Source organism: Chryseobacterium sp. L12, from assembly GCF_056133985.1.
Map to the genome: position 1 here is coordinate 1 of NZ_JBVYOF010000036.1, position 24,567 is coordinate 24,567.

The 24,567-nt window shown below is 35.9% G+C and carries 23 protein-coding genes and 2 tRNA genes; 11 read left to right on the forward strand and 14 right to left on the reverse strand.

The genetic code is table 11. The features are described from left to right. Positions 1–53: 53 nt before the first annotated feature. Entirely contained in the window at positions 54–497 is a 444-nt protein-coding gene (locus AC0NBN_RS16425) for a hypothetical protein (protein ID WP_160814053.1), read from the forward strand. A gap of 4 nt (positions 498–501) precedes the next feature. Here AC0NBN_RS16425 and mutS read toward each other — a convergent pair whose 3' ends face one another. Then, the gene (gene mutS, locus AC0NBN_RS16430; RefSeq protein WP_160814054.1) at positions 502–3,090 is read right to left on the reverse strand and encodes a DNA mismatch repair protein MutS; all 2,589 of its coding nucleotides are present in this window, start codon (positions 3,088–3,090) and stop codon (positions 502–504) included. A 131-nt stretch (positions 3,091–3,221) separates the two neighbouring features. Here mutS and AC0NBN_RS16435 point away from each other — a divergent pair, with 131 nt between their 5' ends. From AC0NBN_RS16435 to AC0NBN_RS16445, 3 genes are read left to right on the forward strand one after another with little or no spacing between them, the layout of a single operon-like run. Continuing rightward, positions 3,222–3,641 (forward strand): SufE family protein, encoded by a 420-nt coding sequence (locus AC0NBN_RS16435; RefSeq protein WP_160814055.1) that lies wholly within the window; start codon positions 3,222–3,224, stop codon positions 3,639–3,641. Between the two features lie 3 nt (positions 3,642–3,644). Then, a complete protein-coding gene (locus AC0NBN_RS16440) occupies positions 3,645–4,610 on the forward strand; it encodes a glycosyltransferase family 9 protein (protein ID WP_474468847.1) in 966 nt (321 codons plus the stop codon). A gap of 3 nt (positions 4,611–4,613) precedes the next feature. After that, complete coding sequence (locus AC0NBN_RS16445) at positions 4,614–5,510, forward strand: glycosyltransferase family 2 protein (RefSeq protein WP_160814056.1); 897 nt, start codon at positions 4,614–4,616, stop codon at positions 5,508–5,510. A 30-nt stretch (positions 5,511–5,540) separates the two neighbouring features. Here the strand turns inward: AC0NBN_RS16445 and AC0NBN_RS16450 are convergent. The 3 genes from AC0NBN_RS16450 to AC0NBN_RS16460 form a co-directional block, all read right to left on the reverse strand. After that, positions 5,541–5,615, reverse strand: a tRNA-Val gene (locus AC0NBN_RS16450). Between the two features lie 32 nt (positions 5,616–5,647). Then, positions 5,648–5,722: transfer RNA gene (locus AC0NBN_RS16455), tRNA-Val, on the reverse strand. 42 nt (positions 5,723–5,764) lie between these two features. After that, positions 5,765–7,009: a bifunctional folylpolyglutamate synthase/dihydrofolate synthase gene (locus AC0NBN_RS16460; protein WP_160814057.1), complete on the reverse strand. Its 1,245-nt coding sequence runs from the start codon at positions 7,007–7,009 to the stop codon at positions 5,765–5,767. Between the two features lie 227 nt (positions 7,010–7,236). On the opposite strand from AC0NBN_RS16460, the gene AC0NBN_RS16465 reads away from it, so the two are divergent. From AC0NBN_RS16465 to AC0NBN_RS16490, 6 genes are all read left to right on the forward strand, one after another. Beyond that, positions 7,237–8,577, forward strand: coding sequence for a TolC family protein (locus tag AC0NBN_RS16465; protein WP_160814058.1), 1,341 nt, complete (start codon positions 7,237–7,239; stop codon positions 8,575–8,577). A 1-nt stretch (position 8,578) separates the two neighbouring features. Next, positions 8,579–9,169: a SprT-like domain-containing protein gene (locus AC0NBN_RS16470; protein ID WP_160814059.1), complete on the forward strand. Its 591-nt coding sequence runs from the start codon at positions 8,579–8,581 to the stop codon at positions 9,167–9,169. A gap of 2 nt (positions 9,170–9,171) precedes the next feature. Then, the gene (locus AC0NBN_RS16475) at positions 9,172–10,251 is read left to right on the forward strand and encodes a mannose-1-phosphate guanylyltransferase (RefSeq protein ID WP_474468850.1); all 1,080 of its coding nucleotides are present in this window, start codon (positions 9,172–9,174) and stop codon (positions 10,249–10,251) included. 33 nt (positions 10,252–10,284) lie between these two features. Next, a complete protein-coding gene (locus tag AC0NBN_RS16480; RefSeq protein ID WP_160814060.1) occupies positions 10,285–10,953 on the forward strand; it encodes a hypothetical protein in 669 nt (222 codons plus the stop codon). Then, positions 10,916–11,455, forward strand: coding sequence for a GNAT family N-acetyltransferase (locus AC0NBN_RS16485; RefSeq protein ID WP_160814061.1), 540 nt, complete (start codon positions 10,916–10,918; stop codon positions 11,453–11,455). Before AC0NBN_RS16480 ends, AC0NBN_RS16485 begins: the two co-directional genes overlap by 38 nt. 171 nt (positions 11,456–11,626) lie before the next feature. Continuing rightward, on the forward strand, positions 11,627–12,310 hold the full coding sequence (locus AC0NBN_RS16490) for an FKBP-type peptidyl-prolyl cis-trans isomerase (protein ID WP_160814062.1): 684 nt from the start codon (positions 11,627–11,629) through the stop codon (positions 12,308–12,310). 86 nt (positions 12,311–12,396) lie between these two features. Here the strand turns inward: AC0NBN_RS16490 and bcp are convergent, their stop codons facing one another. Next, positions 12,397–12,846, reverse strand: a complete 450-nt coding sequence (bcp, locus tag AC0NBN_RS16495) for a thioredoxin-dependent thiol peroxidase (protein ID WP_160814063.1) — start codon at positions 12,844–12,846, stop codon at positions 12,397–12,399. A 34-nt stretch (positions 12,847–12,880) separates the two neighbouring features. Here bcp and AC0NBN_RS16500 point away from each other — a divergent pair, with 34 nt between their 5' ends. Next, entirely contained in the window at positions 12,881–13,501 is a 621-nt protein-coding gene (locus tag AC0NBN_RS16500) for an endonuclease III domain-containing protein (RefSeq protein ID WP_160814064.1), read from the forward strand. A gap of 16 nt (positions 13,502–13,517) precedes the next feature. Here AC0NBN_RS16500 and AC0NBN_RS16505 read toward each other — a convergent pair whose 3' ends face one another. From AC0NBN_RS16505 to AC0NBN_RS16545, 9 genes are all read right to left on the reverse strand, one after another. Then, positions 13,518–14,948, reverse strand: coding sequence for a helix-turn-helix domain-containing protein (locus tag AC0NBN_RS16505; protein WP_160814065.1), 1,431 nt, complete (start codon positions 14,946–14,948; stop codon positions 13,518–13,520). Between the two features lie 86 nt (positions 14,949–15,034). Next, on the reverse strand, positions 15,035–15,901 hold the full coding sequence (locus tag AC0NBN_RS16510) for a hypothetical protein (RefSeq protein WP_143882956.1): 867 nt from the start codon (positions 15,899–15,901) through the stop codon (positions 15,035–15,037). A 17-nt stretch (positions 15,902–15,918) separates the two neighbouring features. Beyond that, positions 15,919–16,788 carry a hypothetical protein gene (locus AC0NBN_RS16515; RefSeq protein WP_160814066.1) on the reverse strand — a complete coding sequence of 290 codons (870 nt, stop codon included), beginning with the start codon at positions 16,786–16,788 and terminating at the stop codon, positions 15,919–15,921. Positions 16,789–17,464: 676 nt separating this feature from the next. Then, on the reverse strand, positions 17,465–17,818 hold the full coding sequence (locus tag AC0NBN_RS16520; protein WP_143882958.1) for a helix-turn-helix domain-containing protein: 354 nt from the start codon (positions 17,816–17,818) through the stop codon (positions 17,465–17,467). Further along, on the reverse strand, positions 17,815–18,102 hold the full coding sequence (locus AC0NBN_RS16525; RefSeq protein WP_160814067.1) for a hypothetical protein: 288 nt from the start codon (positions 18,100–18,102) through the stop codon (positions 17,815–17,817). Before AC0NBN_RS16525 ends, AC0NBN_RS16520 begins: the two co-directional genes overlap by 4 nt. After that, positions 18,069–18,503 (reverse strand): transposase, encoded by a 435-nt coding sequence (locus tag AC0NBN_RS16530; RefSeq protein ID WP_160814068.1) that lies wholly within the window; start codon positions 18,501–18,503, stop codon positions 18,069–18,071. The genes AC0NBN_RS16525 and AC0NBN_RS16530 overlap by 34 nt, the downstream gene beginning before the upstream one ends. A 395-nt stretch (positions 18,504–18,898) precedes the next feature. Beyond that, positions 18,899–22,798, reverse strand: coding sequence for a GEVED domain-containing protein (locus AC0NBN_RS16535; protein WP_160814069.1), 3,900 nt, complete (start codon positions 22,796–22,798; stop codon positions 18,899–18,901). Between the two features lie 429 nt (positions 22,799–23,227). Continuing rightward, complete coding sequence (locus AC0NBN_RS16540; RefSeq protein WP_160814070.1) at positions 23,228–23,806, reverse strand: Crp/Fnr family transcriptional regulator; 579 nt, start codon at positions 23,804–23,806, stop codon at positions 23,228–23,230. A 68-nt stretch (positions 23,807–23,874) separates the two neighbouring features. Next, the gene (locus AC0NBN_RS16545) at positions 23,875–24,495 is read right to left on the reverse strand and encodes a hypothetical protein (protein ID WP_474468856.1); all 621 of its coding nucleotides are present in this window, start codon (positions 24,493–24,495) and stop codon (positions 23,875–23,877) included. Positions 24,496–24,567: the final 72 nt, after the last annotated feature.

The window sequence follows — 24,567 nt, forward strand, 5'->3', positions numbered from 1 at the left end:
ACTAATTACGGATATTCAAATTATATTTATATTTGATTTATATAAAATCTACTATGATAAAATATTTTGCTGCCTTCTTCTTTTGTTTAAGTATACTATCTTTCGGACAAGTGATTAGTCCACCAATCCCGGCAGCAGATTCAAATGAAGAAGAATTACCTGCAGATGTAAATAAGATTTATAATTCTTCTGATCGTTTAAAAGCAAAATTTCCCGGTGGTGAAGGTATCTTCCGCAGGAAAGTTGCTGATGCAATCAATACAGAACTTGTAAAAGTTCAGCCTGGTGAAAGATCAGTAAAAACAAATATTATTTTTGTTGTTGAAAGAGATGGTTCTTTAAGCAGCATAAAAGCTTTAGGATCTAACAGTTCTTTTAACAATGCTGCAATTAATGCAGTAAAAAGCGTTAAAATAAAATGGCTTCCTGCAGTTTATAAGGAAGCTCTAGTCAGAAGCAGATTTAATCTGCCACTTACACTAGCAATAGCCGAATAATTTACTATTTCCCAATCATCTTCTTAATTGCATTCAGTTTCATCAAAGCTTCAATCGGCGTTAACGTATTGATGTCGATTTTCGTTAATTCTTCCCTGATATTTTCCAAAACAGGATCATCCAGCTGAAAGAAAGAAAGCTGCATATTTTCTTCAGTTACTCTTTTGATGTTTTCAGACGACCCGTTTTGAGAACGGCTTGCTTCCAAAGTTTTTAGAATTTCGTTAGCTCTGTTGACAACTTTTGAAGGCATTCCCGCCAGTTTTGCCACATGAATACCAAAGCTATGCTCACTTCCGCCCGGAATTAATTTTCTTAAAAAGATAATATTCCCCTTATTTTCCTGAATAGAAACGTGAAAGTTTTTTATCCGGTCAAAATTCACGTTCATTTCATTCAACTCGTGATAATGTGTTGCAAATAAGGTTTTTGCCTGTGTTGGATGCTGATGAAGATATTCTGCAATTGCCCAGGCTATGGAAACCCCGTCGTAAGTGGAAGTTCCGCGACCAATTTCGTCTAATAAAATCAAACTTCTGTCTGAAATATTATTTAAAATGTAAGCAGCCTCATTCATTTCAACCATAAAAGTTGATTCGCCTGCAGAAATATTATCGCTCGCTCCTACTCTTGTGAAAATTTTATCTAAAACTCCTATTTCCGCATATTTTGCTGGTACAAAACTCCCGATCTGTGCCATTAAACAAACAATAGCTGTCTGCCGAAGAATTGCCGATTTACCCGCCATGTTGGGACCGGTTACCATGATAATCTGTTGAGAATCTTTATCTAAAAAAATATCATTCGGGATGTATTTTTCACCTAAAGGAAGTGCATTTTCAATAATAGGATGTCTCGCTTCTTTCAGATCGATGGCGAAACCTTCATTTAAAACAGGTTTTGTATAGCTTTCAGAAACAGCCAGTTCAGACAAACCAACCGCAACATCAAGCTGTGCGATGATATTAGAATTTTCCTGAATTTTATCAATATAAATCATCGTATCGGAGCAAACTTTACGATAGAGTTCGTTTTCCAGAACACTTATTTTTTCTTCTGCTCCTAAGATCTGATTTTCGTATTCTTTCAGCTCTTCGGTGATGTACCGCTCTGCATTTACCAAAGTCTGCTTTCTCAGCCATTCTGCAGGAACTTTATCTTTATGGGTATTTCTTACTTCAATAAAATATCCGAATACATTATTAAAGTCTATTTTAAGGCTGGAAATTCCGGTTCTTTCAATTTCTCTCTGGCACATTTCATCCAGAAAGCCTCTTCCTTTGTTTTGAAGCCCGCGTAAACGATCAAGTTCTTCAGAAATATTTTCTTTGATAACATTTCCTTTGGCAAGATTCACCGGAAGTTCTTCATTCAAATGATTTTCGAGTAAAACAGTAAGTTCTTCTAAATTATTTAAAGGTTCAAGCCAAGCTAAAACATCCGCATGAGGATGTATCAATCCTTTTATTTTCTGAATGTTAATAAGGCTTTGCCGAAGATAACCTAATTCTTTAGGTGAAATTTTTTCTGCCGCCAGCTTTCCCATCAATCGGTCTAAATCTGAAATAGAGCGGAGCAAAATTGAAATCTCGTATTTAAGCTGATCATTTTCGTTAAGAAAATCAATCAGGGAAAGTCTTCTGGAAATTTCATCTACCGACTTCAAAGGCAGGATGATTCTTCTTCTCAAAAGTCTTCCTCCCATCGGCGTGGAAGTTTTATCAATAATATCTAAAAGAGATTTTCCTTTCGGATTGCTGGGATAAACAATTTCCAGATTTCTCAGCGTAAAATGATCCATCATCAGATAATCTTCCTGCGGAATCACCTGAATTTTGGTAATATGCGAGAGCAGATTATGATGGGTATCTTCTACAAGATAAGCAAAAATAGCACCTGCAGCTGTAATTGCCAATGATAAACCTTCAATACCAAAACCCTTGAGAGAATTGGTTTTGAAATGATTAGTCAGTTTTTCGTAAGCAAAATTATGCTGATAAGCCCAGTCTTCCAGCTTGAAAACATTTTTATTTTTCAGCTGTTCCGGGATTTGTACGCTTCGCTGATAAATAATCTCGCTAGGATCAAAAGTACTGATAATGTGAAGCAGTTTTTCGAGATTTCCTTCGCTTACCAGAAATTCTCCGGTAGAAACATCTACCAGTGCGATTCCGTATTTTTCTTTTTCTTTGTGGAGGGAAAGAAGAAAATTATTCTTTTTAGACGTTAAAACCTGATCATTGAATGTTACTCCGGGAGTTACCAGTTCTGTAACGCCGCGTTTTACAATTCCTTTTACCGATTTCGGATCTTCCAGCTGGTCGCATATAGCCACTCGCATCCCGGCTCTCACCAGTTTTGGCAGATAAGAATCTACGGAATGATGCGGAAATCCCGCCAATTCTATATGCCCTTCCCCATTGGCTCTTTTTGTTAAAACAATTCCCAGAATCTGAGACGTTTTCACGGCATCCTGCCCGAAAGTTTCGTAAAAATCACCCACTCTGAAAAGCAAAAGTGCATCAGGATATTTCGCCTTGATGGTATTGTACTGAGTCATTAAAGGAGTTTCTTTTTTCGCCGCTTTTGCCATGGAATCTGTCTTAAAATTGGGATGGTAAAAGTAAGAAATAAAACAGAAGCATTCAAGAAGGCCAAACCCAAGATGAGAGTCAGGATAAAAACTCTAAAAATAGTATCTTTGTAAAAAGAAATCAACCAAATATGACCATCAAAGAAAAACAGCAGGAAATCATTGACGAATTTGCCTTTCTGGAAGACTGGGAACAGAAATATGAATATATTATTGATCTCGGAAAAGAACTTAATGGACTTTCTGACAACAAAAAAACAGACGAAAATCTGATCAAAGGCTGCCAAAGCAAAGTCTGGATTGATGCTGATTTCAAAGACGGAAAATTGTTTTTTGATGCAGATTCTGACGGTATTCTGCCTAAAGGTATCGTTTCGCTTCTTATCAGCATTTACAGCGGTCATTCTACACAGGAAATTCTGGACTCTGATTTTGATTTTATTTCACAAATCGGTCTGCAGGAATTTTTATCCCCTTCCAGAGCCAACGGATTGATGGCAATGACCAAGCAGATTAAGTTTTATGCGGTTGCTTATCAATTGAAATCATAAAGAGTGGCAAGAATATTAGCATATCGTTTTTCAGCATTTGGAGATGTCGCGATGACCGTTCCGGTCTTCAGAGAGTTTCTGGAACAGAACCCGGAAGTTGAAATCGTAATGGTTTCCAGAAAAAATTTTGAACGGCTATTTACTGATGTTCCGAATGTTACATTTCATGGAATTGATGTTGATGACTATAAAGGATTTTTTGGAGTAAGAAGGCTTGCCAAAGAATTGATCAGCTTATACAAACCAGATTATGTAGCCGACCTGCATGATGTGATCCGCACCAAAATTTTAAATAAGATATACATCAGAAAAGGGTTTAAAGTTTTTAAAATCAATAAAGGAAAGCTGGAAAAAGAGGATCTTACAGACATTTGGAACCTGAATAAATTTCAGCTGAAAAAAACAACAGAACGCTATGCAGATGTTTTTCGGGAAATGGGTTTCAAAGTAGAACTCTCCCATCAGCTTCGACCCAATTCAGAAAAAAAATCCGGAATCGGATTTGCACCGTTTGCACAGCATAAAGGCAAAATGCTGCCTTTGGAAAAGTCATTTGAACTGGTAAAAATTCTTTCCGAAAAAAATACGGTTTATTTTTTTGGCGGCGGCAAAAAAGAAATTGAAACGCTTGAAAATTGGGAGCAGCAGATTCCCAATACAAAAAGTTTAGCAGGAAAGCTCAGCCTTTCGGAAGAACTTGATAGAATTTCCGGACTGGAAGTGATGATCTCTATGGATTCTGCCAATATGCACTTAGCGAGTGTTGTTGGGACAAGATGCGTTTCCATTTGGGGTTCCACACATCCTTTTGCAGGATTTTTAGGATTCGGGCAGAGCGAAAATGATGTAGTTGAAATCAAAGATCTCACCTGCAGACCGTGTTCTGTTTTCGGGGACAAAGAATGTTTCCGCGGAGACTGGGCTTGCCTCGGAGAAATAAGCATTCAGCAGATTTTAGACAAAATATAACTGATGAAGATCTCTGTATGCATTCCCGTCTATAATTTTGATGTGCGAGAACTGATTACGGATCTTAAGGATCAAATCGAAAAAGATGTTCTTAACGCAGAAATTATTCTTATAGATGATGCATCCGACTCAAAATTCAAACAAATCAATCAGGAAATCTCTAAAATCTGTGATCAGGTTATTTTTCTCGAAAAAAACATTGGAAGATCTAAAATAAGAAATCTCTTTTTGCAATATGCAAAGGGTGATTACCTGCTTTTTCTGGATTGTGACGGAAAACTGATTTCTGAAAATTTCATGAACAATTATTTTGGTTTTTTAGACTTAAAACCCAATTTATCAATTGTTTACGGGGGAAGAACGGCAATATCGAACCCGATCTCACCTGAATATATTTTAAGATGGAAATTCGCCTCTGAAAGAGAAAACTTATCTTTGATTGAGAGAGAGAAAAAGCCTTATTTAAGTTTTCAGACTAATAATTTTTTGATCAGCAGAAAAATTTTTAAACAGGTTCAATTTAACACTTCACTTAATAAATACGGTTACGAAGATCTGATTTTTGCCATGGATTTAAAAACCCTTCAAATTTCGGTTGATCATATTGAAAATCCTGTTTTAAATGATGATATTGAATCCAATGAAATTTACCTGAAAAAAGTAGAAGAATCTATAGAAAATCTGGCTATTTTACTCAAAGATAAAACGCTGAACATAAAATTATCAGAAATAAAAATTGTAAAAGCTTATCAAATAATTTCTATCATAAGTATCTTGAAATTTACTATATCTAAAATTTTAAACACTTTTGAAAATAGTTTTAAGAGGAACCTTTTATCAGCCCATCCTAATTTACGGATTTTAGATTTTTATAAACTAGGATTGCTTTTGAGAAAATAAAAAAATCTCCCTTAAAAAGAGAGATTTCTGTGGGTCCTGAGGGATTCGAACCCCCGACCCTCTGGGTGTAAACCAGATGCTCTGAACCAACTGAGCTAAGAACCCGAATTTTTTTTAAAGGTTTCGTTTCCTTTCTGTGGGTCCTGAGGGATTCGAACCCCCGACCCTCTGGGTGTAAACCAGATGCTCTGAACCAACTGAGCTAAGAACCCTCTATACTTGTTTTCTCGTTTAGAGTGGTGCAAATATACAACTTATTTCACATTCTCCAAATTTTTTTCTAAAAATTCTCCCACTACAAAATTGCTTCCACCAACAAAAATCATTTCTTCTTCTGTACATTCTTGTTTTGCAGAAAGATAGGCTCCCTGCACAGAATCAAAAATTTTATAATTAATTTTTGCACCTAATAATAAATTTTCATAATCTTTAGGATCACGACCCCGATGAATAGCTGGTTTAGCAAAATAAAATAAGGAATTTTCAGGAAGCAAAGCCATCACTTCATCTATTTTTTTATCATTCACAAAACCTAATATAATATGTTTGCGTTTATCAATACTTTCCAACTGCTGAAAAACATACTCCAGTCCTGCCTGATTGTGTCCGGTATCACATATCGTAAGCGGATTTTTTGAAAACTGAAACCACCTTCCGATAAAACCTGTATTTTGATGAACATTCAGCAATCCTTTTTCAATGTTTTCTTCAGAAATGGTTACGCCTGACCTCTTTAATTCATCAATCAGCGCTAAAACAACTTTGATATTTTTCGCCTGATAGTTTCCTTCTAAATCTGATTTTAAATCTGACTGTATGAGCGTTGCATCAATTAACGGAGCTTTCTCATTTTCAGATTTAGCTCTGATGATATTTTTAACCGTTTTATTATCATCTCCTAAAACTACAGGAATATTATTTTTAATGATTCCCGCCTTTTCAAAAGCGATCTCTTCAATCGTATTTCCTAAAATATTCTGATGATCAAGCTGAACATTGGTAATTGCAGAAACTAAAGGCGTAATAATATTGGTAGAATCTAACCTTCCCCCCAAACCGACTTCAATAATGGCAAAATCAATTTTTTGCTGATAGAAATATTCAAATGCCATGATGGTGGTAAATTCAAAAAAAGACGGGCGAATATTTTCTGGAAGATGTTTTAGTTTTTGAATAAAATCAAATACAAACTTTTTATCACAGTTTTTACCGTTTACTTTGATTCTTTCGGTAAAGTCAATAAGATGAGGTGAATTATATAATCCGATTTTATAACCAGCCTCCTGAAGAACAGAAGCCAGCATATTGCTTGTAGAACCCTTCCCATTGGTTCCGCCAATATGAATACATTTTATTTTATCCTGAGGATTTCCGAAAAAAGCACACAGATCTCTGATATTATCCAATCCTGGCTTATAGGCTTTTTCACCATCAATCTGATAATTCGGAGCCTGCACAAAAAGCCACTCCACCGCTTGTTGATACTGTTCGTTTGTCATAACGCAAAATTCTCAAATCTTTTACTATTCTGAAACAATATTTTTTGTTTTTTGTAACTTTTTTCTGTTCTCTTCGTCTAATGGAGAAAAGCCGACACAAACCCATTATCGAATGAGTTTGTAAAATTTGAAAAAAATAATATTTCATTATGAAATCGCCTTGGCAATTATGAAACATAATATCCGTGAATGGTGATTGCATATAGCTTAAAAATAGACATCTACATATGAAAAAAGTTTTGACGATTGTTTTAGGATTAGTCTTTGCAGGAATAAATGCTCAGGAAAAATGGTCTCTGAAAGAGTGTGTAGATTATGCAGTGAAACATAATCTTCAGGTAATTCAAAATGAATATTCAAAACAAATACAGGATACTAACCTGAAAATTGCCCAGAAAAACTATCTGCCGTCCGTAAGTGCGAATATGGGAAACAATGTAAGTTTCGGACAGGCATCTTTAGGGACAGGAAGTATCAGAAACGACCGATATAGCAACAATGTAAATATTGGAGCAGACGTTTTGCTTTTTAATAACGGAAGGCTTGAAAAAACGATCAGAAAAACCGAATTTGACGTAGAAGCCAGCCAATACGACATTGAAACAGTTAAGAATGATATTTCGCTTCAGATTGCAAGACAGTATTTAACTACTTTGCTCAACAAAGAAATTGTAAAAATTGCTCAAAGTGCAGCAGAAAATGCTAAAAAACAATATGACAGAGCAAAAATCACGACAGAAGTAGGAACTACGGCACAAACTATTGTGGCGGAAGCCGAAGCTGCATGGGCGAGAGAAAAACAGAACCTGAAAACAGCAGAAATTAATGTAGACAGAAGTTTATTTGCTTTGGCACAGCTTCTCCAGCTTAAAGAATACAAAGATTTTGATGTAGAAGATGTGGAAATTTCCGAAACACTGAGTCCACAGCTTATTTCGGTAAATGATGTTCTGGAGACTGCTTACGAAACACAGCCACAGGTAAAAGCAGCGCAGAGCAGAATAAAAGCCGCTGAAGCTCAGACAGAAGTGACCAAAACAGCTTTTTGGCCCACTTTAACAGCAAGTATCGGATTAGGAACATTTTACAACAACCTATTGAATACTAACAACGTTGGAAGTAGTTTTTTTTATGTAAAAGAAGGCAGTCTTTTTCAACAGTATAAGGACAATTTCGGACAGCAGGGCGGGGTAAATCTCAATATTCCTATCTTTAATAAAGGAATCACCAAACTTCAGGTAGAACAGTCTAAGATTAATGAATTTATCGCCAAAAATGCATTAGAACAACAAAAGCAGGCCGTAAGACAAAATGTACAGCAGGCTCAGTTTGATGTCGATGCCAATTATGAAGTATATCTTGCTGCAGTAGAAGCTGAGAAAAGCACAAAACTGGCAATGGATTTTGCAGATAAAAGCTATGCTGCGGGGCGTACAACCATTTACGACCTCAATATCGCAAGAAACAATTACGCCAATGCACAAGGTTCTGTAGAACAGGCAAAATATAATTACATTTTCAGTTTAAAATTATTAAATTTCTATGCAGGAATTCCGCTAAGTTTGTAGAATGTCTATTCAGTCTTTGCAAAATTATTTACCTGAAAATACGCTGCCGCATTTGAAAAAATGGTTTGCGGATCATTATATCCATATCAAAATAACGAAAAACAGAGAATCTAAGCTTGGAGATTACAGAAAACTGAAAGATCAGTCTCACGAAATCACCATCAACTCTACCCTTTCTCCGCAGCTTTTCTTTTTTGTGCTTACTCATGAGCTGGCGCATCTCGTCGCATTTGAAAAATACGGAAGAAAAATAGCTCCTCACGGTTCTGAATGGAAGCACACGTTTCATCTTATGCTTTTAGAAAGCATTGATGTTTATACAGAAGATTTAAGACCTATTATTGCTGATTTTTCCCGTGCGCCCAAAGCCAACTTTATGGCAAGTCCGGAATTGGTACAATATTTTGACATGAGCAATGATGAAGACGGTTCGGTATGTATCCATGAGCTGATAAACGGTGACCATTTTATATACAGAAACGGAAAATACGTTTTGCAGGGTCTGATTAAAAAGAACTATCTTTGTACTCATCTGGCTACCGGAAGAAAGTATTCTTTCAGACCTTTGGCGAGAGTGATAAAATGCAGTTAAATATGTCGAAATCAGATCAATACTGCGTGATAATGGCAGGAGGAATCGGAAGCAGATTCTGGCCCTTAAGCACACAGAAATTTCCAAAACAGTTTCAGGATATTTTAGGAACGGGTCGTACGATGATTCAGCAGACCTATGACAGGATCAGTAAAATTATTCCTAACGAAAATATTTTTGTAATTACCAATAAAGAGTACATCGCCCTTTCTCATCAGCAGCTTCCTGAAATTCCGGAACGGAATATTGTAGGAGAGCCACTGATGAAAAACACCGCCGCCTGCAATCTTTATATGGCAAATAAAATCGCAGAAATCAATCCTGAAGCAACCATGATTGTTTTGCCGGCGGATCATTTAATTTTAAAAGAAGAAACCTTCCTTGAAAAAGTAAAGCTGGCTTTTGAAATTGCCTCCGGGAACGATTACCTGGTAACACTAGGAATCACTCCGACAAGACCCGATACAGGATACGGATATATTCAGTTTGTAGAAACGAAAGATTCAGATTATTATAAAGTAAAAACATTTACCGAAAAACCGATTCTGGAAATTGCTAAAAGTTTCCTGGAAAGCGGTGATTTTCTTTGGAATGCCGGAATTTTTATCTGGAATGTACAATCTATTCAAAAAGCTTTTGAAAATTTTCTTCCGGAAATGACACAGCAGTTTACGGTGTGCGAATACAATGCGGATAATGAAACCAGCTGTATTGAACTTATTTATCCTAAAATCCAGAAAATATCCATTGATAACGGAATTTTAGAAAAAGCAAAAAACGTTTACGTAATTCCCGCAGATTTAGGCTGGAGCGATCTAGGAACATGGACTTCTGTTTTCGAAAACAGCGAGAGAGACCAGCATGATAATTCTATCAATATCAAAACTGCCCTTACTTACGATTCTAAAGGAAATATTATTCATATTAAAAATAATAAAGCAGTCGTGATAGACGGATTAAAGGATTTTATCGTTGTAGATACAGACAAAGTTCTTTTAATCTGCCCGAGACAGCATGATCAACAGATTAAGGACTATGTTTTAGATCTTAAAAGCCTTAAAAAAGGCGAAAAATATATGTAAAACATGGCATGATTTGTGTCGCTTTTTCTAACTATGACATTATATAAAAGTACTTTTTTTTCGGTTTTCTTCTTTCTTGGGATATTTTCTTTTTCTCAGGAGAAGAAAAAATTCGCCAATGTAGAAGGTGTTTTATCTAATATTTCACCAGATCACCAAACAGCAGATTTCTGGGTTTTGGTACATAACAGCTACGGAAGAAATAAAGAAATCAAAGTTTCCGGAACGAAAAAAGATTATACTCCGCAGTTTTCAGGATTCAGTCTGAGACCGGGAGAAGAAAGTTTTTTCTACATTGTTTCCGGCAAAGGCGATCAGACCACTTACATTACTGATATTAAAGACCTTAAAGGCTTTATCGGAAAGGTTAACAATGTAGATGAGGCTGCCTTATCTGCTGTTCTTGAAGGATATATGATAGATGAGCAGTTTGTAGATGTTGCAGCCAATCATTACGAAGACAAAAACAATTACTATCTGGATCTGGGGAAAGTTACCTCAACCGAATGTCCTTATCAGAAGACCCATTATACATTAACGGTCAGCAAAGCAACCGGAAAGATTTCAAAAGTAGAAGATCACGGATCTTACATGGAAGTTTATACTAAAAACTGCAAGAACAACCCAAGACTTTTAAAATTGGAAAAGAAAGAAGAGCCAAAAGATGAATCATCAAAACAGCCCACTAAAAAAAGAAAATAATTTTTACGAGACCGAAAGGCTTTTCATTCGTCCTATGTCTTTGGAAGATGCCGGTTTCATTTTTGAGCTGTATAATATGCCTTCTTTCATCAAATACATCGGAAACAGAAATATACAGACTGTTGATGATGCAGAACAATATATTCAATCCAAATTCTTACCTCAATTTGATAAGTTGGGTTTTGGGAATTATCTTGTTATTTTAAAAGAAGGAAATCATAAAATCGGCGGCGTAGGAATATTTGAAAGAGATGGTCTGGATATCATGGATATTGGTTTTTCCGTACTTGAAAAATATGAAGGCAAAGGTCTGATGTTTGAAGCTGCACAAAAGATATTGTCTGTCGGAATGAATGATTTTGGTCTTAAAAAAGTTTCAGCCATTACCACCAAAGACAATTTTTCTTCCCGTAAACTGATTGAAAAACTGGGTTTAAAATTCAAACAAATGGTTACACTGCCGAATGACTCAGAAGAACTGATGTATTTTGAGACAGAATAAGATACAAGTAAATAATAGATTTTATGTAAGTTAGTCTGTTCTTTAGTTTTACCGCCCTGAAAAACAAATACCTATAATTGAGCGAAAATACAAATCTTTAACTTGTATAATCTTTATTCTTCACGTATTCCGTTACAAAACCTTAAATTCGCAGAAATATATATCTCAACAATGAAAAAAACCTTATTTACCTTAGCATTGCTTACCGGAGCCAATCTTGTGTTTGCTCAAAAAACATATACTGATGAGCAAAAAGCGTCATATTATATTGGTCTTGATATCGCAGAAAATATGAAAAGACAAGGCTTTCCTGCAGATGCAGAGCTTTTGGCGCAAGGCATTAAAGACGCACTTACAGAGAAATCTGCACTTTTCCCGAAAGAAGAAATGGGAACTTTCCTGCAGGGTTTTATGCAAAAGCAAAACGAAAAGAAACAAGCCGAAACTAAAGTAAAAGCTGAAGAAAACAAAAAAGCTGGAGCAGATTTTCTTGCTAAAAATAAGCTGAAAAAGAATATAAAAACTACGGCAAGCGGTCTGCAATACGAGGTTTTGAAAGAAGGTGACGGCAAAACAAAACCAACAGCTTCAAATACAGCAAATGTAATGTATACAGGAAAACTGATGGACGGAACTGTTTTTGACTCTACCGACAAGAATGGCGGAAAACCTATTGAACTTAACTTATCCAGCGTAATTCCCGGATGGACAGAAGGAATACAGTTGATGAGCAAAGGAGCTAAATACAGATTTTATCTTCCTTCAGATCTTGCTTATGGAGACAATGGAGCAGGAAACGTAATTCCTCCCGGAGCAACACTTATTTTTGATGTTGAGCTGGTAGATTTTAAATAAATTCAGCTATTCAATAATTAAAAGAAGCAGTCTTAAAGTGCAATTACTTGCTTTTTGAAACTGCTTCTTTATTCTTTAAAAAACAGTTATCCTTCCAAAATCTGCTGAGCCGCAGTTTTTGAAGTCACCTTATCAATAACTCTGGTACAGCTTCCTTTTTCATCGAACATAAAAGTTGTTCTTACAATTCCCATATAAGTTTTTCCGAATGTTTTCTTCTCCTGCCACACTCCGAATTTCTCAATAATTTCCCTGTTTTCGTCAGCAATCAGGTCATACGGAAAAGCAAATTTGCTGTGAAAATTTTTCTGCTTTTTTACAGAATCTCCGCTGATTCCCAACAATTGAAATCCGGCTTCCTCCAGTTTTGAATAATTATCACTCAGATTACAGGCTTCTACCGTACAAGTGGGTGTACTGGCTTGAGGATAAAAGAAAACAACTAATTTTTTTCCAAGGAAGTTTTGGGAGTTTACAGCTTCTCCGTCCTGATTTGTTCCTTCAAATTTTGGCAATTGGTCTCCTACTTTCAGCATAATGATTTATTTTTGTTCAAATTTAATGTTTTAAATGACAAAAAAGCAAAGAGCAGAGCTGGTACAGACCGAACTGGAAAAATTATATCCGGAAGTTCCTATTCCGCTGGATCATACTGATCCGTTTACCCTCATGGTTGCCGTTGCGCTTTCTGCACAGACAACAGATAAAAAAGTGAATCAGGTAACACCTCAGCTTTTCAGCGTAGCCGGAACACCGGAAAAAATGGCTAAGCTGGAAGTTTCAGAGATTAAAGAACTGATTAAAGAAATCGGTCTTGCCAATACGAAAGCCAAAAATCTGAAGCGAATGGCAGAACTTCTTATGGAAAAACACAATGGTATTGTTCCGCAAACGTACGAAGAGCTGGAAGCACTTCCCGGAGTAGGACACAAAACGGCTTCTGTTGTGATGAGTCAAGGTTTCGGATTTCCGGCGTTCCCTGTTGACACGCATATTCACAGATTAATGACCCAATGGAAACTCACTTCTGGCAAAAACGTTATTGAAACAGAAAAAGACGCCAAAAACATCTGGAAAAAAGACGTTTGGAATAAACTCCATCTTCAGATTATTTTCTATGGAAGAGAATATTCGCCAGCAAGAGGAAAAGGAGAAAGAGATTTCATTACGAAAATGATGTTTGGGAAGTAAAGTTTTGAGAGTAATTTCAATAAAGCTTATTTCCTATATTTTTAAACCAAAGTTCGGTACTTTCTTCTGCGGGAATATTGAGCTTTGTCCTCAGATTGTGTTTGCGGTTCCGTACCGTACTTATGGTACGGAAAGTATAATTGGCAATATCTTTTGTATTGAAACCCAAATAAATATACGCACATAAAGTAAGCTCTGAAACCCGCAGTCTCGGGTTTACTTTCAAAAGATTACTGATAACATGAGGATAAATTTCCTGAAATCTGGTGAAAAATTCGGGACTGTTATTTTTAGCCAGCTGTATAATGTCGTCAAACTTTTCGTTTACTTTTTGCTGTAACTGAAGGTTTTCCTCTTCTTTAAGACTAATTTCCATTTCTTTCTCAAGAGATTTTGCCGAAAACTTTTTTCTGGAAATAAAATAGATCACAGCAAACAACAGAACTATTGCAAATATGATAAGATACAGCTTAGAAAAAGATTTTTTTGAGCTTTCCTCTTTTTCTTTGATCACTTTTTCTATTGGTAAATGCTGTATTTTTTGTCTTTCTGCTAAAAGACTGTCTGTAATAGCAGTATATTTTTCTAAGTTTTGAACAGACTTCTTATCATCTTTAAGCGATTTGTAAGCTTTTGCCAGCATCTTGTGTGTCTCTTTAACATCCTGTGGCTTGTTGAGCTGTTTTGAGATTGCCAAGGATTTTTCCAGATAGAAAACAGCTTTCGCGTAATCATTTTTTTCCATAAAATACCGTCCTTGGTTTCTTTGTAAAATAGACTCCTGAAATAATGGGAACTTTTTCGTTGCTGCCATTTTTTCTCCTAAATCCAAATAGAATTTTGCAGAATCTAAGTTTTTCCTGAAAGACAGAAAGTACTTTGCCAGTCTTGCTGAATTGTAAACAGTAGGCCTTGATTTATGAGCTTTTGTGAGACTCCGGTATAATTTATTTATTTCTTTCTGCTCTTCGTAAATTACAGATTGCAGCCCATAGAAGTATTCAAGATTAATTTTGTCATTATTCTTTTCAGCAATACTGATTGCCTTATCGTAATATTTCAATGCAAGATCATTAAACCCGAGATTTTGATAATTTCTTCCATATCCTCCATTAATCCTGGATTCCAGATATTTATCCTTTATAGCTGCATTTTTTTCTGCTGCAATATCCAGATACTGCAGACTTTCTTTTGTTCTGAATAGATTACTGCAGATGTTGGCTGCACGTACATATGCCTTTAATGCGCTTTTATCCTCATTCAACTGTTCATAACCCGATATGACTTCTTTACAAACAACAAGAGATTCATCAAGTTTACCTTCTTCAAAAAGCATTTTTACTTTTTGGGAGAATAGAGAATCAAGCTCATTTTTGGTCTTCTGCCCCGAGTAAGAAGCAGAAAAAAAAACAAGCAGAATAATGGTTATTATTTTAGTTAAATGCATGAGTAGATATATGAACTTTTTCAACAATAAATTGTCCACATTTTAGTTGTAAATTTAAAACAAAAAGACAGAATAAATCTGTTTTTTTACTGAATAGCAAAAGCACTAATCACATTTTCGCCCCATGCTCCTCCCACATTTCTCAGTCTTCCGGGAAGAGAAGCTGAAGATTTCGTTATTCCTCCGATGATCAAATAGTATCTTTTGGTGGATGTGCCGTTGTTATTAAGCGTAAGAGACCCGTTAATCATCGCATATTTAGGAAAAGACGACAAAGGAGCCGGACCATTAAAAATATTACTCAAAAAAACAGTTCCTTCTAAATCTGATGTAGGAGAATAAGGACCTCCTCCTGCAGTAATTCCCGCTGCATCACTCAATGTGGCTCTTGTCCAAAACCAATCATCCCTTGTAAGACTTGTTGCAGCAGAATTATTATCATATGCCAAAAGCAAAGAAATATTGACCTGCCAATTGCCCGGCGCCAAATCTATGTATGAAGTAGTGCCGTAAAACCCGGTAGAGAAATTAGCCGAATTAAAATCATAAGCTGAATTATTGAGCAAAAGATTAAACCCGTTACCAATTTGTCCTTTATAAGACTTCAAAGCAATATATTCCCAATGAGCCGAACCGTTTTCATCAGAAACCAATGCTTTGTTTTTTGCCTGAGTTCCATCTACCAGTTTAAATCCGTCAATTGGAGCTGTTGTTGTTCCTCCTGAATTGATCTCTAGTTTTCTTGTTGGTGATGTTGTTCCTATCCCCACATTCCCCGAAGATAAAACAATAAAATCATCTTGCTGCTGAGAAATTGACGGATCTCCTGTTAACGGATTATTTTTATTCCCGTCAATGTGGAAAACTCCACGAGGATTTTGAGTATTGACACCGACTTGTGAAAACACATCTGTAAATATGAGTATTGCGGTAAGATATACTATTTTTTTCATTTTATTTTTATAATTAACTAATCCTGTTCTATTGCGTATGCCGTAATTTTATTTTCCTGCCACTGAGCGCCACCCATTTTTTCTAAAACTCCGGGTATATTGAGATTGGAACGGGTAAACCCACCTGCAAGCAGATAATATCTTTTGATAGCAGAAGTGGCATTATTTATTATCAAATTTCCGTTGATCATAGCAAACTTATTTCCGGCTGACAATAACGGTCCTGGTCCCTGAAAAACTTCGCTTGCCCATCTGCTGTTGTCTACTAAATCTGCTGAAGGAGCTCCAGGGTTGCTTGTCCCGTTATCCGATAAAGTTGTTCTTATCCAAAACCAGTCATCCCGATTCATCGCAGCATCAATGTCTGCTAAATACGGAATTACCAGATCAATTTTAACCCGCCATTTACCCGGTGGCAAATCTATATAAGATCCTGTCTGATAAAAACCCACATTGTGATTTGCAGAATTGAAAGAATAAGAACTGCTGCTTATATCTATATTTAGCCCGTTGCCCATGATTCCTTTGTAAATTTTTTGTGCAGGATGAAGCAGCCAATGTGCAGACCCGGAATCATCGGAAATTAAAACTTTACCTTTTCCTTCTGTTCCGTCATTCAATTTAAATCCGTCAGATGGAGATGCAACGGTTCCACTTTCAACTTCAAACTTACGTGTTGGGGAAAGAATACCTATCCCCACATTTCCTGAGGAAAGAATAGATACATCATTCTGTTTTTGAGCATCACTTACTACATTTCCATTCAAAGGATTATCTTTTCCTGCATCAACATGAAAATTAGATAAAGGATTATTTGTTCCAATTCCCACCTGAGAATACATAAAAACATTATGCATTATAATCGCGGAAAATATTATTTTCTTCATTTGTATTTATGAGGTTTAATAAAATTTTACAATACCGACTTTTCATCCGTAATTAAAATATCAGCTATCAAAATTTTTTAGATAAAAATTTATAAAAGGCGGAGGACGTACAATTAAACATAATGGCTGACAAAAAGAAAAGAAATGAAAATCAGTTTTTGAATTCCGGGAAAATATAATTTTAAATAGCCCTGCAATAAAAGGCGCAATCTGATTGACCCAATATTTACCTGAAGTATTTGTCGGGAAAATTGCTGACTGAAACTTCAGATCCGAAAATATACCTAAAGATTTTGATTTCTTTTTTTGTGAATGAATGTTGTTTGCACATGCTTTCGTAAAAGCATTATCAATTCGTGGTTTTTCAGATCTTAAAAATAAAATTTCGTTGCTGCTGCAAATATTCCCCAGTAATTGCTGTAGAAAACAAAATAAAAAAACAGTAAAAGCCTTCTTCAAAAATGAAAAAGGCTTTACCATTATTAATATGTTTACTTGTGTTTTCAACTAAGTTGCGGGTTTATATAACTGGCAGACAAAGTAATATTATTATCCTGAAAACACCGAAAAAAGCATGATCTATTTTATATCTATCATATCATAAAACACTCATTATCAGGTTTATAAAATCATTTTTCATCATTAAGCTTAGACAACTGTTAAGTTATCACTTCTATTAGTGGAGATTGCTATACAGTTTTTTCCATTTCGCAATAGTGTTACGGCTTGTTTTAAACTTAAGCGATGTCTGAAGGTTGTTTAATTTATTGTTTTTCTGATAATTTAAAATTTCCAGAATATCTGCTTTATTATAAGATTTGTGTTTTTGATTAAAGTTTTCTGCTATTTTACCCGAAGCCCCAAAAATCATTTGATTAAGTTTCATAATATCAATAGCAGATAAATACTCTTTTCGCAATATTTTTTCGCAGTATTCTCTTTTATGTGGGAATTTTTTATCTATAATGTCTGAAAATATAAGCCTGTAGTCAGGACTTTGCTGTTTATGTTTGTCTAATTTTTCTTTCATAGCATTGATACCACTTTATATTCAGGATCCTGCCCCTCCATATAGTATATATTTCTCACCTCCTGCCAAAGGAAATACTGGGTAAGGCAAATATCTACAACTTTATCTTCTTCAAAAATAAAAGCTATTTCATCATTAAAAAAGCTGAATCGAAACTGTCTGAAAAACCAAATTTCACTGTCAGAATTTTTTTTTGGCCTGCCAAAAATCATCAGTATCTGATTTTTAGATTGATGCAGGTGTTGATCTACTAATTTTTTGAGTTTTCGTACTTGTGTATCCATTTATATAATGTGGTTTTTGGTATTCTGTATTTTTCTACAACCCCCATTTTGGTTAATTCTCCAGACCTAATCTGTTCAAGAATAAAATCAATAATCTCCTGCGTATAAATATTTTTGCGGAAAACAGGCAAATCAGATGGTGATCTTTTTTGCTCATGTGCAACAGAGGCCGATGGCGGTGCATACAATATTAAATGCTGACTGTAAATTCTAAAAAAATCGTATTCCAATAACTTTGACCACCTAAGCAGGATTTGGGAATCCAGACTTTCTGACGCCAGCATTTGATCTATATCCTCACTATTAGCATCCATGAAATTGCAAATTCTGTGATAATCAATTTTTTTTTCTTCAATTTTCTTTTTGATAAGAGATCCGATGTGAATAAATTTAAAATCCAAGCTTTTGTTATTTTGGCTTCAAAGAAAAAAAAATAGTGTGGAAAAATAAATTAAACACGGTTCTATTGATGTTCTATTTTCCATAACCTTTTGATTTTATGGATTATATATTATACAAAGAGTACAAAACGGGATATTACCCAGGTTTTTTTAACTCTAAAACAACTATAGAATTTTATAAATTAATAAAATAGGTATAAAGCGGGAAGCCATCAAAACACTTTTTTTGACATATAGCTGATATAAAAACAGACAGTCTGCCAAATATAGCAGACCGTCCGTAAAAATATATAAATTAGTTAGTTAGTTTATAATCTCAAAAGTCAGTTATGCGCTTTGAACTTATGTTGGTTTAATTTATCGTTTTGAAATTTAAAGGAACGATTATTAAAATACTAAGGACAGCTTTGAGTACTGAAACATTTCCAGCCTTCGCCTGCACCAGATCCCGTATAGATTTTCAGACAACCTGCACCTGCGTTTTCATCTGTATCAAAAACCATCATCCCTACAACCGGAATTGCAATCGTTCCTTCAGGATTGCTGTTTCTTGTTATCACAAGACCTTTCGTTTTACTTTCTAATGCTGTGTAGGCAGAATTTCTATTCATTGGCCAACCTCCATTGTCAGTTCCTGCTCTTCCAAGCACAGTAATTCCGTGTTTTACTGGGTAAGTAGCACCAGATACCAATGTAGGGTCTTCATAACAAAAAGCAGGACCAGAAATGGTAAACTTACCATCTTCTACCTCACCCCCGAATGCAACTCCCGTGGGATTAGCTATCTCAGTGGCTGATTTCGCTATTCTTAATCTGTAATAAGTGATACCTTCTGTTAATCCTGAAAGCCCTGACCAAGTGAGCGTTACACTGGTGGCTCCATCGGAAACAGTTGCGGATGCGCCTTCTGAAGCATCAAATGTTCCGTTTTTATTGAAATCTATCCAGCCTTTCAGATTTACTGTCACTCCGGTAGTATTGATTACTGGTACAGTAGCCGTATAAGTGGTAGAAGTGGTATTAATAATCGGGAAAGTTACACTGCCCTCATCAAAAATATTATTAATATCATCTCCATTTGACATTACACCAGCAAAGCCGTCATTTTCTAAATCTATTTTAGAACCAATCATTAAAGATGATGTATTGTTGGTTGCATCATATTGTGAAACCGAATGGCGGGGTCCGTCAGAAGCCAATAATGTTTTATAAGTATCTGGCGCATCTCCAAAATCTGAAACAGCAAATGGATTTAACGGCGCAGCACAGCTTGCCAAATCTCCTCCTCCGTTGGCAGGATTAGATATAGCTCCTACAGATGATATACTGAAATCATTATTCATTTTAAATAAAGTAGTAGCATTGGTAATAAACAATTCTCCCGCAGGATTGAACGAAATACCGTTTGGACTTGTCCCTATGTTTTGTTTTACAATTTGCTCCAAAACCAAAGGCGCACCTGCCATATTCGTCTTTGGAACAGCACTTTTTACCCTGAAAACATAAGCGGTTCCGCTACTTGCTGTTCCTGCTAAAATCCATAAATCTCCGTTTCCGTCCATTGCGATATCTCCTCCACTGTAGGTATTGAGAAGGGTATTTAGGCTTTGTCCGTTCTGATCTACATAATTATTGGTAATATTTGTCCAGGTGTTGTTTGCTATATCATAATACTTTAAAACATTGGTGGAAGTAATACCATAATATCCTAATCCGTCATTGGTTACTGTACCTCTATAGATATATCCGTTGGTGCTTGCTAAAGTCTCATAAGTATTGGTAGTTGGGTCATAGCTCACAAAAGTATTTCCTGTGCCTCCGTTTTGATTGAGGACATAATAAAATTTATTGGTAGAAATACTGAACCCTAAAGCATTGGGACCATTCGGTGCTGCCGAAATAGCTGTAGGATGTGGTGTGGTATTAATCACAGATCCTAATGCACCAGAAGTTGTAGGATTGTTGAACATTCTGATCTCTCCTGTAACTGAACTTAAACTATAAATTTTACCTGTACAGTCAAATGGCGTTACTACCGTAATGGTAACTAATGCTTCATCACAAGGTGTACCTGCGATTTGATTACAAATTCTGTAGTTCATATCGTAAGTTCCTGCGGTAACTGTAGAAGCTACAGAAATAGTTCCGTTAGGATTTAATGTAAATCCTGCAGGCCAAGTTCCTAATGCAACTATTGAAACCTGTCCTTCTGATGTTCCTATAACGGCTTGTCCGCCTGCAATATTTTTATCGTTTGCAATAACACTCGTTGTAGTACTTCCTGCTATAACCGGATTAAATATATCATTTACAGCTTCTAATAATGGCGTTACTACTGTAACCTGTACATCATCTGAACTGGTACACGTACCTGTAGAAATAGTCCATCTGAAAACATAATTCCCGTTTACCGTAAGACCATTTACCTGTGTATTATTTGAAGAAGCATTGACAAACGTTGGAGTAGCACCGGAAGGGCTTGAAACTACAGTCCACACCCCATTGCTTGGCGTAGGATTATTTCCATTTAATATAGTGCTTGCAGCTCCACCTGTTGTAAAATCACTTCCTGCATTGGCATTAATCTGTGTAGAAACAAAAACCGAGAAAGTATCTTCTAAAGAAGTTCCTGCACACGCATACTCTTTACCTAAAAAGTCGGCAATACTCACGTTAGAAGGGATGGCTTTAATTTTAAATACATATTCTCCCTGAGCATTAAGATTACTGATAACGGTACTAAGACTTTCTAAAGATCTTAAATTTGTTGCTTCGAACAAAGGATTTGCAGACCCAGATGGTTTTGAGATAGTAGTTAATTCATAATACCCACCAAAATCCTGAAAATAACTAGAGTTCACTACACCTTTATATACCGCAGGAAGAGGAACGGTTGCAGACACGCTTCCTGAACCGGGATAACAGACCGTAAAATTATTCACATTAACTGCGGGTCTATTTCCGTCAGAAATATGAATATAGTAAACTTGTGAGCTACCGTTACAAGAACCGTTTGAATTTGAAACAGCAAAACGGTAAGTGCCTACTCTCCATCCACCTGATGGCGGAGTAATTGTAGCTGTTCTATTATAGGTTCCGGCTCCCGCCTGTACAATGGTAGGAGCTCCTCCCGGAGGTGTGATTGCTGAATTTTGAAAATTAGTAATATTGGTTGCAGGATCAGCAGGATCAATCTTAAAACCAACTACTATAGGGGCTGTGCTTCCAACTCTATTGCAATATACCGCTCCCGCACTTCCTCCAGAGGCATATAAACCTATCTGGTCTGGAAAAGCAGAATCTATAAAGCTAACAGGTCTTGGCTGTGCCCCATTATAATTGTATGTAATTGTAGGGGTGGTATAAGTTCCTGTAGAATTGGCTACGGTAAGTGTAAATGTATACGTTCCTGTAACATTAAGTCCGGATAAGCTTATTGCGTTACTATCTAAATAATCAAAAGCAATATTTCCGCCAGAAGGCTGGCTTATAACATTCAAAGTAATGGTAGTTGTAGTAGTACCCGAAGCACCTGGTGTAATAGAATAAACTGCAAATTTGGGAGATACATTATTTAAAAACAATGAAAAAGCTCCAGTACTTGGTACACAATAATTTACCGTCGTATTAAGTGTAATCTGCGGATTGGGAATGAATCTTACAATCGCCTCATCTTCATAAAAACAACTCGGGTTAGTAATAGAAGTAATTCTAAGTACCGCCACATAACTCGGGTCTATGGTATGATCGCTTTTATTGGTGAGGGTAAGAGTTGGCGAAGCGGTAGTGGTACCGGTTAATGTCGCATTAGTAGTCACTTTTGTACCAAATCTTTGGAAACTGTAAAGATTATAATAGGTCCAGGATGCAGTATATCCCGCAGGAATGATTGCATTAAGAGTTGCCACACCTGCTGTTGCTGCAATGTTTGTAATATCTGGTCCTGCTGTAAACGTTGCCACCGAACCAGACGCAGTAATGGTAACATCAGAAGTAACGGTACCTCCTGTAGTACATGTTTGTGAAATTCTGAACACATAGTTCCCCGGAGTATTAAGACCAGATATACTTGGTGTCAATGTATTTCCACTTGTAATGATAGGATCTGTAGCACCTGATGGTTTAGAAACTAAAGACCAAGAGGGGCTTCCCGAGGCTGTTCCTGATGAACTGCCAGATAAAGTAGTGGTAGTACCACAAATTATTTTGCTTCCTCCTGCATTTACCGTACACGATTGTGAGTAAGTAAAAACATTAGCTAAACAAATCAGAAAAGTTAATATTTTATTTTTCATTATACATTAATTAATGATAGTGATAACATAAAATCTTGTAATGGTTACGGCAACCTAGCATTTTAAAGATATGGCTACAAAAGGATATTGTAATTCTTAACTACAGCTCCCGCTTCACGCGCTATTCTTTTTTAATATTATAGGCTTAATTGCACAAGAATTTATGGTTGTTTATCTATTGTTTGATTTTTAAATAAATTTAAATCAGAGAACCTGTATAAAATTCAGTAAGAGACTATTTTAAGAAAATTTAGAAAAAAGAAAAGAACAAGCATCCTGAGATACAGGATGTTGTTACTTTTCTATCGAAACTTTATTAATTTCATTTGTGTTTTATCAAAAATGTTAAGATGCCTGAAAACTTTTGACACGCAAATTTCGCTTTTTTTCTTATCATAACCTGTGAACTGGTTCACAGATTTATCTGTCTTACTTACTGTATAATAAACTTTTGTTTTTGACCAGATATTCTCTGGAAATCCCTAAAAAAGAAGCTAATAACTGATCATTCAGTAATTGTATAAGATTAGGAAACTCTTTTTTGAGATGCATTATTTTGTGATGGGCATCAGATGTATTAAGGGCTTCAAATCGTTTGATGTGCATTGCATTATACTCTTCCAATATATCAGCATACATTCCTTTCAGATTCAAAGAAGATAGAAGCGTATCAAAATCTTCTCTGCTTATACTGAGGATTTCGCCTTCTTGTATACATTCAATGGTTTCGTTATTATCTCCATGATTCTTAAAACTGGTAATATTAGTCAGAAAACGGTTTTCCCAAGCTACCATTCTTGTTATTTCTTTACCATTTTCATTGGTATAGTACGCTCTCAGCAATCCGCTGTTTACAAAGAAAAGCTGATTACAAGACATATTACGTTCTATTAAAACCTGTTTTTTATGAACTTCCCTTACTTTAAAATATTTCCTGATATTATGATGATCCTCTTCTGTAGGTTTTCCATAGGCACTTAAAAAGTTCATTAATTTCTCGTGATTCATATTTTTTCATTTGTGTTACATTTTCTATGTAGAAAATCAGGTATAATTTTGTGTTTTTATAGTTGAAACTAATTGGGTCTCCAAAACGTCCATTTTTGTCCGTTGAAAACAATCAGCCTATGCTTAGCAGAATCTGTAGGATGTTTCAGAAACGCCATCATTCCCGGGGAAGGATTCGGAATATTGGTATAATTGGAAACAATCGGCAATACCATTGCTTTATCTGCAGCATCTAAAACCAAAACTCCATCTGTTGCAGTTGCAGAGTTTCCGATTACTGCTTTTGCTCCAGCTTTGTCGGAAAGTGGTGATGCCTGCGGTGTTTTTACCACACTTTCTACTGAAGCAGAGTATCCTGAAAGTCGACTCAAATCACTCCAGCCTGCATTTTCGTTTTTCACTTTTACTTTGTATTCCGAATTGGCAGAGACATCAAAAATGATTGTTCCTCCTTTTGCGTCATTAGTACCGGAAGGAACTGTCTCTACATAAGGAAGAATAATTCCTTTGTCATCATCTGTTCCAAACTCCAGCAATACCGAAGTACTGCTCGTATTAGATACAGAGTTTACTGCACCGATTCTCACCTGAGCAAAAGCAAGCGCAGAAAGGGAAATACTCAATATAACCGCTGTTTTTTTACCAATATTCATTTTTTTATCGTTTTTATGTTCGTACTTCTTTTCCATTATTGTAAAGTTTTTAAAACTTACCCATCCCTCTTCCTGTGAATATCATCTGTGTTTTTTAGTTTAATCAAG

Excerpts from the sequence above, each read along its gene's own strand:
- AC0NBN_RS16510 (WP_143882956.1), bottom strand. The coding sequence starts at position 15,901 with ATGAAAAAAATAGTATATCTTACCGCAATACTCATATTTACAGATGTG.
- AC0NBN_RS16460 (WP_160814057.1), bottom strand. The coding sequence starts at position 7,009 with ATGACAAACGAACAGTATCAACAAGCGGTGGAGTGGCTTTTTGTGCAG.
- AC0NBN_RS16540 (WP_160814070.1), bottom strand. The coding sequence starts at position 23,806 with ATGAATCACGAGAAATTAATGAACTTTTTAAGTGCCTATGGAAAACCT.
- AC0NBN_RS16500 (WP_160814064.1), top strand. The coding sequence starts at position 12,881 with ATGACAAAAAAGCAAAGAGCAGAGCTGGTACAGACCGAACTGGAAAAA.
- AC0NBN_RS16515 (WP_160814066.1), bottom strand. The coding sequence starts at position 16,788 with ATGAAGAAAATAATATTTTCCGCGATTATAATGCATAATGTTTTTATG.
- AC0NBN_RS16465 (WP_160814058.1), top strand. The coding sequence starts at position 7,237 with ATGAAAAAAGTTTTGACGATTGTTTTAGGATTAGTCTTTGCAGGAATA.
- AC0NBN_RS16505 (WP_160814065.1), bottom strand. The coding sequence starts at position 14,948 with ATGCATTTAACTAAAATAATAACCATTATTCTGCTTGTTTTTTTTTCT.
- AC0NBN_RS16535 (WP_160814069.1), bottom strand. The coding sequence starts at position 22,798 with ATGAAAAATAAAATATTAACTTTTCTGATTTGTTTAGCTAATGTTTTT.
- bcp (WP_160814063.1), bottom strand. The coding sequence starts at position 12,846 with ATGCTGAAAGTAGGAGACCAATTGCCAAAATTTGAAGGAACAAATCAG.
- AC0NBN_RS16445 (WP_160814056.1), top strand. The coding sequence starts at position 4,614 with ATGAAGATCTCTGTATGCATTCCCGTCTATAATTTTGATGTGCGAGAA.
- mutS (WP_160814054.1), bottom strand. The coding sequence starts at position 3,090 with ATGGCAAAAGCGGCGAAAAAAGAAACTCCTTTAATGACTCAGTACAAT.
- AC0NBN_RS16485 (WP_160814061.1), top strand. The coding sequence starts at position 10,916 with ATGAATCATCAAAACAGCCCACTAAAAAAAGAAAATAATTTTTACGAG.
- AC0NBN_RS16480 (WP_160814060.1), top strand. The coding sequence starts at position 10,285 with ATGACATTATATAAAAGTACTTTTTTTTCGGTTTTCTTCTTTCTTGGG.
- AC0NBN_RS16490 (WP_160814062.1), top strand. The coding sequence starts at position 11,627 with ATGAAAAAAACCTTATTTACCTTAGCATTGCTTACCGGAGCCAATCTT.
- AC0NBN_RS16545 (WP_474468856.1), bottom strand. The coding sequence starts at position 24,495 with ATGGAAAAGAAGTACGAACATAAAAACGATAAAAAAATGAATATTGGT.
- AC0NBN_RS16525 (WP_160814067.1), bottom strand. The coding sequence starts at position 18,102 with ATGGATACACAAGTACGAAAACTCAAAAAATTAGTAGATCAACACCTG.
- AC0NBN_RS16475 (WP_474468850.1), top strand. The coding sequence starts at position 9,172 with ATGTCGAAATCAGATCAATACTGCGTGATAATGGCAGGAGGAATCGGA.
- AC0NBN_RS16425 (WP_160814053.1), top strand. The coding sequence starts at position 54 with ATGATAAAATATTTTGCTGCCTTCTTCTTTTGTTTAAGTATACTATCT.
- AC0NBN_RS16520 (WP_143882958.1), bottom strand. The coding sequence starts at position 17,818 with ATGAAAGAAAAATTAGACAAACATAAACAGCAAAGTCCTGACTACAGG.
- AC0NBN_RS16470 (WP_160814059.1), top strand. The coding sequence starts at position 8,579 with ATGTCTATTCAGTCTTTGCAAAATTATTTACCTGAAAATACGCTGCCG.
- AC0NBN_RS16435 (WP_160814055.1), top strand. The coding sequence starts at position 3,222 with ATGACCATCAAAGAAAAACAGCAGGAAATCATTGACGAATTTGCCTTT.